Origin of the sequence: Stenotrophomonas sp. GD03819, from assembly GCF_029841665.1 — a bacterium.
In the GTDB taxonomy this organism is placed as follows: Bacteria; Pseudomonadota; Gammaproteobacteria; order Xanthomonadales; family Xanthomonadaceae; genus Stenotrophomonas; species Stenotrophomonas geniculata.
On record NZ_JAOCEW010000018.1, the window covers coordinates 98,363 to 107,587 of the forward strand.

At 67.5% G+C, this 9,225-nt stretch carries 10 protein-coding genes; 7 read left to right on the plus strand and 3 right to left on the minus strand.

Annotated features, from left to right (window positions below):
• Positions 1-7 precede the first annotated feature (7 nt).
• The 7 genes from N5D45_RS12615 to N5D45_RS12645 all read left to right on the plus strand — a co-directional run bounded on the left by N5D45_RS12615 (position 8) and on the right by N5D45_RS12645 (position 6,806).
• Positions 8-1,750: a GGDEF domain-containing protein gene (locus N5D45_RS12615; RefSeq protein WP_134957978.1), complete on the plus strand. Its 1,743-nt coding sequence runs from the start codon at positions 8-10 to the stop codon at positions 1,748-1,750.
• A gap of 229 nt (positions 1,751-1,979) precedes the next feature.
• Positions 1,980-2,411 carry a pyridoxamine 5'-phosphate oxidase family protein gene (locus N5D45_RS12620; RefSeq protein ID WP_029379872.1) on the plus strand — a complete coding sequence of 144 codons (432 nt, stop codon included), beginning with the start codon at positions 1,980-1,982 and terminating at the stop codon, positions 2,409-2,411.
• A 94-nt stretch (positions 2,412-2,505) separates the two neighbouring features.
• On the plus strand, positions 2,506-3,087 hold the full coding sequence (locus N5D45_RS12625; protein WP_164190747.1) for a hypothetical protein: 582 nt from the start codon (positions 2,506-2,508) through the stop codon (positions 3,085-3,087).
• Between the two features lie 184 nt (positions 3,088-3,271).
• Positions 3,272-3,739 (plus strand): DUF2975 domain-containing protein, encoded by a 468-nt coding sequence (locus N5D45_RS12630; protein WP_010483460.1) that lies wholly within the window; start codon positions 3,272-3,274, stop codon positions 3,737-3,739.
• Positions 3,739-3,963 carry a helix-turn-helix transcriptional regulator gene (locus N5D45_RS12635; RefSeq protein ID WP_010483459.1) on the plus strand — a complete coding sequence of 75 codons (225 nt, stop codon included), beginning with the start codon at positions 3,739-3,741 and terminating at the stop codon, positions 3,961-3,963. The genes N5D45_RS12630 and N5D45_RS12635 overlap by 1 nt, the downstream gene beginning before the upstream one ends.
• 43 nt (positions 3,964-4,006) lie before the next feature.
• Positions 4,007-5,548 (plus strand): TerC family protein, encoded by a 1,542-nt coding sequence (locus N5D45_RS12640; protein ID WP_049455585.1) that lies wholly within the window; start codon positions 4,007-4,009, stop codon positions 5,546-5,548.
• A 121-nt stretch (positions 5,549-5,669) separates the two neighbouring features.
• Complete coding sequence (locus N5D45_RS12645; RefSeq protein WP_057502668.1) at positions 5,670-6,806, plus strand: metallophosphoesterase; 1,137 nt, start codon at positions 5,670-5,672, stop codon at positions 6,804-6,806.
• Between the two features lie 136 nt (positions 6,807-6,942).
• On the opposite strand, the gene N5D45_RS12650 is transcribed toward N5D45_RS12645, so the two are convergent.
• The 3 genes from N5D45_RS12650 to N5D45_RS12660 form a co-directional block, all read right to left on the minus strand.
• Positions 6,943-7,581: a ferric reductase-like transmembrane domain-containing protein gene (locus N5D45_RS12650; RefSeq protein ID WP_049413541.1), complete on the minus strand. Its 639-nt coding sequence runs from the start codon at positions 7,579-7,581 to the stop codon at positions 6,943-6,945.
• Between the two features lie 83 nt (positions 7,582-7,664).
• Positions 7,665-8,396, minus strand: coding sequence for a putative DNA-binding domain-containing protein (locus N5D45_RS12655; protein ID WP_164190750.1), 732 nt, complete (start codon positions 8,394-8,396; stop codon positions 7,665-7,667).
• The coding region (locus N5D45_RS12660) for a DUF692 domain-containing protein (RefSeq protein WP_279939039.1) at positions 8,389-9,225 on the minus strand (837 nt) is incomplete at its 5' end. The genes N5D45_RS12660 and N5D45_RS12655, both read right to left, overlap by 8 nt.

A 9,225-nucleotide genomic window follows, 5' to 3' on the forward strand; every position in this document is an offset into this window, starting at 1 on the left:
ATTCTGCATGGCCGGCAAGGCATCGCCCATCAGGTTGCGGACCTGGGTCTGGATCCTGGCTGGGCTGTTCGTGGTGTGCACGCTGCCGTTGATGGCCATCGCCCTGGTCCAGGGCACGCTGCGCTACACCGGCGCCGAAGACAACCTGGCCAGCCTGCGCCAGCTGCGGCAGACCTTCGATCTCGCCAACCTGGCTTCGGCCGAGCGCGGTCCGGCCAACAGCCTGCTGGGGGCTGACCCGGCCGACGCCGCCGAACAGGCGCGCCTGGCCGCGCAGCTGGCGGCCGCGCGCAAGCGGGTCGACACCGCCATGCTGCAGCTGGAGACCGTGTTCAAGAACGACCCGGGCGTGCTGGATGAGCGTGGCCTGCTGGCCGACGCGCAACGTCGCCTGCAGTCGGCGCGGGCTGCGGTGGACCGGGTGGTGGCGCAACCGCACGATGCGCGCCGGGTGGAGGCGGTGGAGCGTGCGATCAGTGGCATGTTCGCCGTGGTTGATCGCCTGCACCTGCTGACCTCGGCACAGATCAACGTGCTGGTCAGCGCCGACCGTGAAGCGGCGATTCCGGCGATGCAGGGCCAGGTGCTGATCGATCTTCGCGAACATGGCGGCCGCCTGGCCTCGAACGTGATGGCGCCGGTCGCGGTACCGGGGGCATGGCGCGAGGAGCAGGTACGCGCTGCACTGCAGACCGAGGGCCGCCTGCTGGAGCTGTGGCGGTTGGCGGGCAGCCATGAGTCGGTGTTCCGCAGCGACCCGGAACTGTCATGGCACTGGGACATGGCACGACGGCAGTTCTTCGGCGAATCGCTGCCGATGATCGAGCAGTTGATCGAGGATGGCCGCCGTGGTGTACCACCGCCGTGGACCGCTGCCGAGTTCACCACGCGCTACGTGCCTACCCTGCAGTCGCTGGAAGCCCTGCGTGATGGCTACCTGAGCGTGTCCATCGCCCGATACGAACGCACCCGCAACCGCGAGGCCATGCGCCTGGCTGTGCTGGTGGCGACCGCGCTGGGCACGCTCGTGGTGCTGGGCGTGGCCCTGCGCATCGCCCACCTGCAGATCCTGCAGCCACTGCTGCAGGCGCAGAAGCAGGTGATCCAGCTCGCCACGGATGCACCTGGCCCGGAGCAGCATGTCACCCATCCGCTGGCCGAGATGCAGCGCCTGTTCGACGCCATCGAAGTACTGCGTGAGAAATCGCGCGAGCGCTCGGCACTGACCAGCGAGCTGCGCCAGCTCGCCGGCACCGACGAGCTGACCGGACTGTTGAACCGGCGCGCGCTGGATGAGGTGGTGCAGCAGAGGCACACCGGAGGCGATGCAAGCGCCGTGGTGATCCTGCTGGATGTGGATCGCTTCAAGGCGATCAACGATGGCCATGGCCATGAAGCTGGCGACGAAGTGCTGGTGCAGGTGGCGCAGTTGCTGCAGCGCCACCTGCGCCGCAGCGACAGCATCGCCCGCTATGGTGGTGAGGAGTTCCTGGTGCTGCTGGCCGACGGTGATCTGGCCGGTGGCCGCCAGCTGGCCGAGTCATTGCGATTGGCCCTGCAGCAGATGGACATCACGCTGGCCGGCGGCACCGTGCTGCGGGTGACCGCCAGCTTCGGCGTGGCCGAGGGCGGCACCGACGCGCTGGGCTGGCGCACCCTGCTGCGTGCCGCCGATGCGGCCATGTACCGGGCCAAGGCGCAGGGGCGCGATCGGGTACGGGTGGCGGGGGGCGGTCGCATCACGCGCTGATGGCACGCGTCAGCCAATGCGTGCATGCACCCGTCGCAGCGTCTGCAGGATCGCCCGGCGCGCGATGGGGCGTGCAGCTGCTGCAAACGCAGGTGGGGTGGTGAGCAGCGCGTCACGCACGCGCCACGCGCCCTATCTCGCTTTCTGTGAAGAAGCCGACATTGACCTTCCACGCTTCGGTCACCACTCTGCGCAGACGCTGGGATTCCACTTGATGAAGGACGACACCATGACCCAGCTCACACTGCCCGAACTGGCCAAGAAGATGGCCGACATCGATTTCACCATGCTGCAGACCCGCGCCGGCGGAGAAATTGCCGGTCGTCCGATGAGCAACAACGGTGACGTGGACTACGACGGTGACAGCTGGTTCTTCACCACAGAAGACACCGACATGGTGCACGAGATTGAGGCTGACCCCGCCGTTGCGCTGGGTTTTTCCGGCAGCAGGTCACTGCTGGGCAAGCCGCCGTTGTTCGTGCACGTGCAGGGAAGGGCGGCGCTGGTGCGCGATCGCGCTGTGATGCGCGAGCACTGGGTGAAGGATCTTGAGCGCTGGTTCGAGCAGGGCGTGGATACACCGGGGCTGGTACTGATTCACGTGCGCGCCAGCCGCATCCACTATTGGGATGGCGAGGACCAGGGCGAAATGGCAGTCTGACCCGGCAGCGGGAGGCTGGTGGCCATCGCGGCCATTGCGCGGCGCGCCCGGGCTTTGCCATCCTCCCTGCTGTTTTCCGTAGCGTGGAGTCCCGATGCGTCCTGCGTTCTGGCTGGCTTTGGCCCTGCTGCCCACCCTGGCGGTGGCGCAACCCGCGCGTACGCCCAAGGCCAAGGCCCCGGCGCAGGATCCCTTCAGCGAGCTGTTCGACACCGCCTGCATGCAGCACATCGGTGCCCCGGCGCGGTTGCAGTCGCTGATGGAATCCAATGGGCTGTCGCCGCTGCAGCCCGCCGAAGCCGCCACGCTGTTGCAGGGGCAATCGGGCGTGGCGTGGATGGTGCCTCTGGCCAGTGGCCGCTATGCGGTGAGCTGGGCTGACGATGGCACGTGTACGGTCTACGCCGAAAAGGCCGACGCGGCGGTCGTGCAGAAGGGATTCGCCCGGTTGGTGCAGGCCGCACCCAGGCCGTTGCAGGTGCGATCGCTGCCAGGGCGTGGGCCACTGTCGGCCGATCAGGTGGCCATCCAGTACGGCTGGGCCACGCCGGGGCAGGGCAAGCTGCAGGTGCGCTTCCGCCTGGTCACGCGGCAGGCGGCCGATGCAGGGGTGCAGGCGATGGCCTCGGCGGCCCCGGGCGAAGCGATGCTGGAGCAGGGCGCGCCTGGGCCCTGACAGGGGCCACGCGCGCGATTCAGCCTTTCACGCGGCGTGTGGTATATCGTTTATCGATAAATCCACTCCGGGGCGGCGAGGCCACCCCAATGCCGGAGGCCGCTTGACCGCTCGTCCCGCCCGCGCCAGTCCCGCGCGAGGCCTGTTCACCCTGGCCCAGGCCGCCGTACAGGCCGTCCGGGCGATGTGCTGGCTGGGCATCCTGGCCGCACTGCTGGCCGTGCCGCTGGTCGCCCATGACCGCCGCTGGCTACTCGACAGCGTCCATGATGCCGGTGCTGTTGCCGCGCACGGCAACGACCTGTTCCTGCACTTCTGCCTCGGCCTGGGCGCGATCGTCGCGCTGCTGGTGCTGTGCCTGCTGTTCCTGCGCCATCTGCTGCGGCTGCTGAAGTCGGCGGCGCGCGAGCGGCCGTTCACCCACGCCAACGCGCAGCGCCTGCAACGCATGGCGTGGTTGATGCTGGCGATGGAGCTGCTGTCGATCCTGATCGGCGCTTACGCGGCCTGGATGGGGCCCGACTTCACCTGGATGGAGGTGGGCGGCGGCATGTCGATCACCGGCCTGGTGGCGGTGCTGATGCTGTTCGTGCTGGCGCGCGTGTTCGCCGTGGGCGCAGCGATGCGCGATGACCTCGATGGTGTCATCTGATGGCGATTGTCATCACCCTGGACCGCATGCTGCAGGAACGGGGCATGACCCTGTCCGAGCTGGCCGGGCGCATCGACATCACCCTGGCCAACCTGTCGATCCTGAAAACCGGCAAGGCGCGTGCCATCCGCTTTTCCACCCTGGATGCGATCTGCCGTGAGCTGCAGTGCACGCCCGGTGATCTGCTCGGGCATGACCCGACGCAGGCGCAGGACGCTGACTGAGTGCTTTCCCTTTTTCCCTCCCTACTGACGAAACGGACCTGAAATGGAATGGTTGGCTGACCCCTCGATATGGATGGGCCTTGCAACCCTGGTCGTGCTGGAGATCGTTCTCGGCATCGACAACCTGGTGTTCATCGCGATCCTTGCCGACAAGCTTCCGCCGCACCAGCGTGACCGCGCGCGGGTGATCGGCCTGGCGCTGGCCCTGCTGATGCGGCTGGTGCTGCTGGCCGCGCTGGCCTGGATCATGAAGCTGACCGAGCCGCTGTTGACGCTGTTCGACCACAGTTTCTCCGGACGCGACCTGATCCTGCTGGGTGGCGGCCTGTTCCTGCTGTTCAAGGGCACCATGGAACTGCATGAGCGGCTGGAAGGCCGCCAGCACGAGGACAATGGCAAGAAGGTCTACGCCAGCTTCGCGATGGTCGTGGCACAGATCGTGGTACTCGACGCGGTGTTCTCGCTGGACTCGGTGATCACTGCGGTCGGCATGGTCGACAACCTGGGCGTGATGTACGCCGCGGTGACCATCGCGATGGCATTGATGCTGGTGGCCAGCAAGCCGCTGACCCGCTTCGTCAACAAGCATCCCACGGTGGTGGTGCTGTGCCTGGGCTTCCTGCTGATGATCGGTTTCAGCCTGGTGGCCGAGGGCCTGGGCTACAAGATCCCGAAGGGCTACCTGTACGCGGCTATCGCCTTCTCGATCCTGGTCGAGGCATTCAACCAGTGGGTACGTTTCAACCGCGAGCGCAACGAGCGCCGCCAGCCGTTCCGCCAACGTACTGCGGATGCGGTGCTGCGCATGCTGGGCGCGCGCCCGACCAATGGCCACGACGACGAAAGTGCTGACGAACACGTCGATGCCGAAGAGCGCCTGCAGCCGGCCGAGCACGAGATGATCCGCAGCGTGCTGGGGCTGGCGGATCGCCCGGTGTCGAGCGTGATGACTGTGCGCGCCGACGTGCAGTGGATCGACCTGGCGCGTGGACAGGACGACGTGGTGGCACGCCTGGTGGCATCGCCGCACACCCGCCTGCTGGTCGGCGATGGTGATCTGGACAGCCTGTGCGGTGTGGTGCAGAGCCGCGACCTGCTGGCCGACCTGCTGCAGGGCAAGCCGCTGCAGCTGGAAGGCAACCTGCGTGAGCCGCAGTACGTGCTGTCCAGCGCCAGTGCGCTGCAGGCGCTGGAACTGATCCGCCAGCACCCGGTGCCGCTGGCGGTGGCGGTGGACGAGTACGGCAGCGTGGAAGGCCTGGTGACCGCCAACGACCTGTTGGCGGCCATTGCCGGTGACCTGGTCGACACCCAGGACGAGCGCTATGGCGTGGTCATGCAGGGGGAAGGCCAGTGGGAGGCCGACGGTGCGCTGACCCTGGACGATCTGCAGCGCCTGGCGGGCGTATCGCTGCCGCGCAGTGCCGACTACATGACCATCTCCGGCCTGGTGCTGGAGCGCCTGGGACGCCTGCCGGACATCGGTGACGCAGTGGAGATCGCGGATGTACGCATCACCGTACTGGCGATGGAGAAGCGTCGCATTGCCCGCCTGCGCGTGCAGCGCCTCGACGGAATGGCCTGACCCACCTGTTGCTGTACAGCCGAGCCCATGCTCGGCTGCATGTTGAGAAGCCGAGCATGGGCTCGGCTCTACACAACACGGCCCGCAACCGTCACCATGGCGGGCCCGCTTTCCTTCCCGGATGGTTGCAGTGCTGAGTACGATCGGTTTGTTGATGGGCCTGTATGTGGCCTGGCGCCTGTTCTGGCCGCTGCGCATGCCCATCTGGATGAAAGTCGTGCTGTCACTGCTGTTGGTGGGCGTTGCCGTGCAGCTGCGCATCGTCGCCATGTTCTGGGGCACGATGGCCTCGCCCGAGATTCCGAAACTGGCCATCGCCACGCTGGCCACCGGCTCCACGGCGGTGTTGCTGCTGGCGTTGCTGATGCTGGCGCTGGACGTGAGCCTGCTTGCTTCCCGCCTGCTGCGCTGGCCACGCGCGGTAGCCGCATTGCGCACGCGGAGTCTGCGACCGGCGGCCGGCATGCTGGCCCTGCTGGTCAGTGGCTACGGCGTCAGCCAGGGCATGGCGGTACCCAAGCCCCGGCAGATCGAGGTGAGCATCGCCGGATTGCCGGCTGCGTTCGACGGCTATCGCGTGCTGCAGTTGACCGACATCCATGCCAGCCGCCTGCTGACCGGTGACTGGGTGCGCAGGGTGGTGGACCAGAGCAACGCACTGACGCCGGACCTGATCGTGATCACCGGCGACCTGATCGACGGCAGTGTCGAGGCCCGCCGTGACGACGCGCGTCCACTCGTGGACCTGCGGGCGCCGGACGGCGTCGTCGCCATCACCGGCAACCACGAGTATTACGCGCAGTACCAGGCGTGGATGCAGGCGTTTCGCGCGCTGCACATGCAGGTGCTGGAGAACAGCCACATGCAGGTGCGGCGTGGCGATGCGGCGCTGACCATCGCCGGTGTCACCGACCCGGTGGCGGCACGCTACGGCCTGCCGCTGCCGGATATGGACGCTGCATTGGCTGGCGCCGATCCCTCCGCGCCGGTGATCCTGCTCGATCATCGCCCACGCAATGCGCGTGAGGCCGCTGCGCGCGGTGTGAAGCTGCAGTTGTCCGGGCATACCCACGGCGGCCAGATCATCGGCATGGACCAGCTGGTGAAGCGGGCCAACGGTGGCTATGTCTCCGGGCGTTACGAGGTGGACGGGATGACACTGTACGTGAGCAATGGCGCTGGCCTGTGGGCCGGATTCCCCGCGCGCATCGGCGTGCCGTCGGAGATCACCCTGATCACCCTGCGCCGCGCCCCGTGACCTGAAGTGGGGTCAGATCCCTTTCCGCAGGGAATTCGCTGCCTTTCGTGCTGTGATCCCTCTGTAGAGCCGAGCCCATGCTCGGCTGAACCAGAGGCAGCCGAGCATGGGCTCGGCTCCAAAGGTAACCGCCTCCTCAAGAACTCCGCAGCGGCGGCCGCGCATGCGCATCGCGCCGCAGCGACTGCGCCCGCTTGGCGATCGCACGCACCACGACGGCGGTGAAGAGCAACGCGGAGGGCACCGCGTACCAGAAGTTGCCGGGCACGCGCTTGAAGTACGAATAGGTGAACACTGCGGCGATGATCCACATGCCGGTCACGTGCAGGCGACGCCACGCAGTGGGACCCATGCGGCGGGCGATGCCACGATGCGAGGTGATGGCCAGGGCGAGGATGGCTACATAGCCGATCGTGCCCGGCAGGTTGGCCAGGGCTGAGCGCGCCGGCCAGAACGCGGGGTTGAGGATGCCGAAGGCGGTGATCGCCACCGCATGCAGCAGGTGCGAGAACGCGAACGACAGGCCGACGATGCGACGCTCGCGCAGCAGGAAGCGGGTGAACGGGCCGGGCAGCAGGCTGGCGAACGAGGATGCGGTGAAGGCGACCAGGAACAGCAGGAACGATGTGCGTGCCGTCACCCGGATCGCCGCGCGGCTGCCCTCGACCACGTCGGGCTGCAGGGTGAACGCCGCCAGTGCGAAGGCGATCAGGACCACGGCGATGGCCACGAACAGGCGCCAGCCGTGCAGGGAGGACGTATTGGAAACAGCCATGATCAAACCTCGAATCAGGAAATGGGTGGCACCGGCCTCTGGCCGGCCAAGGAATGGGGAGTGCCGGCCGCTGGCCGGCGCCTTCAACAGTCGTTCGGCACAACCAGCACGCCGGCCGCGCACAGCTCGCCCAGCAGCGGAATGCAGGCTGTGCGTAGTTCGTCGGCGGCCACGCCATGCAGATCGGCCAGTACCTGCAGCGCGTCTTCCGCACGGGCGCCGTCATCGCCGAACGCCGACAGCAGCGCATATGCCAGCGGTGAAAGTTCCTGCACCTGCAGGCTGAAGTCACCCAGGCGTCGCAGCAGCAACGTCGGCATCGCGGTAGGCGCACCGTTCTGGCCGGCGTCCTCATGCACAGGCCACTGGTAGCCCAGCACCCGCACCAGTGGAGACAGCGCCAGCACGCTGCCTGCCTGTGGCGCATGCAATGGCTGCTGGCCGGTGTCCCGCGCTTCAATGTGCAGTGCCTGCTGCGTGCTTTCGTAATGCGCCAGTTCCGCCACCCAGCCCGGCAGCGCGAGGTCTGCCTGCACGCCCAGCCACGCGGCGAATTCGCCGGCGATCTGCGGGAACAACGGGGTATGGCAGGCATGCCGCGCGTAGTAGTGCTCCACGGTGTCGCGCCAGCAGGCATCACCCAGTTGCGCCTGCAGGCGCGGCAGGCTGCCTGCCAGCAGGCTGTCCAGGCTGTCGATGCAGAGGCGGCGGTAGACCGCCATCCGCCGTGCATCGATGCCCTCAGGCGCGGGCATCGATGGGTCGCGTACATGGTCGGCCCAGCGCTGCTGCAGGGTGGCCAGCGGCTCAGCCATGGGCCACCTCGGGCGGCAGCACATCGGCCTGCGCGTGGCGGATCTGCTCCACCTCGGCCAGCAGCTCGGCCAAAGGCGGGAAGTTGAAATCGCGCTCCAGCAGGGTGGGGCGCACGCCGACACGCACATAGGCCTCACCCAGCAGCGCCCAGACCACGCCCTTCACCGGCGCGCCGTGGGTGTCGATCTTGAAGCCATCGTCTTCGTCGAAGTGGCCGGCCACGTGCAGCGAGGCGACGCGATGCGCCGGCACGCGTGCCAGGAAATCGAAGGCGTCGTAGCCGTTGTTGCAGGCGTTGACGAAGACATTGTTGACGTCCAGCAGCAGGTCGCAGTCGGCCTCGGCCAGCACTGCAGTGATGAAGTCGATCTCGCTCATGTCCGCGCCTGGCACGGCGTAGTAGGAGATGTTCTCCACGGCGATGCGCCGGCCCAGTGTGTCCTGCACCTGGCGGATGCGACCGGCAACGTGATGCACGGCCTCGGTGGTGAACGGCAGCGGCAGCAGGTCATAGACATGGCCGCCGGCGGCGCAGTAGCTCAGGTGTTCGCTGTACAGCTGCACCTGGTGCAGGTCGAGGAACGCGCGGGTCTGCGTCAGCAGGGTGCGGTCCAGCGGGTCCGGCCCTCCCAGCGACAGCGACAGGCCGTGGCAGGTCAGGCGATGGCGCTCACTCAGCTGGCGCAGCGCGGCGCCGTGGGCACCGCCAACTCCGATCCAGTTGTCCGGCGACACTTCGAGGAAGTCGATGGCATCGGCCGGCATCGCCAGCAGTTCATCGATCAGGCCACGGCGCAGGCCGAGACCGGCACTGGCGGAAGGCAGGGG

Coding starts and splice junctions, on each gene's coding strand:
- N5D45_RS12615 (WP_134957978.1), top strand. CDS start 8: ATGGCCGGCAAGGCATCGCCCATCAGGTTGCGGACCTGGGTCTGGATC.
- N5D45_RS12620 (WP_029379872.1), top strand. CDS start 1,980: ATGACCCAGCTCACACTGCCCGAACTGGCCAAGAAGATGGCCGACATC.
- N5D45_RS12625 (WP_164190747.1), top strand. CDS start 2,506: ATGCGTCCTGCGTTCTGGCTGGCTTTGGCCCTGCTGCCCACCCTGGCG.
- N5D45_RS12630 (WP_010483460.1), top strand. CDS start 3,272: ATGTGCTGGCTGGGCATCCTGGCCGCACTGCTGGCCGTGCCGCTGGTC.
- N5D45_RS12635 (WP_010483459.1), top strand. CDS start 3,739: ATGGCGATTGTCATCACCCTGGACCGCATGCTGCAGGAACGGGGCATG.
- N5D45_RS12640 (WP_049455585.1), top strand. CDS start 4,007: ATGGAATGGTTGGCTGACCCCTCGATATGGATGGGCCTTGCAACCCTG.
- N5D45_RS12645 (WP_057502668.1), top strand. CDS start 5,670: ATGGTTGCAGTGCTGAGTACGATCGGTTTGTTGATGGGCCTGTATGTG.
- N5D45_RS12650 (WP_049413541.1), bottom strand. CDS start 7,581: ATGGCTGTTTCCAATACGTCCTCCCTGCACGGCTGGCGCCTGTTCGTG.
- N5D45_RS12655 (WP_164190750.1), bottom strand. CDS start 8,396: ATGGCTGAGCCGCTGGCCACCCTGCAGCAGCGCTGGGCCGACCATGTA.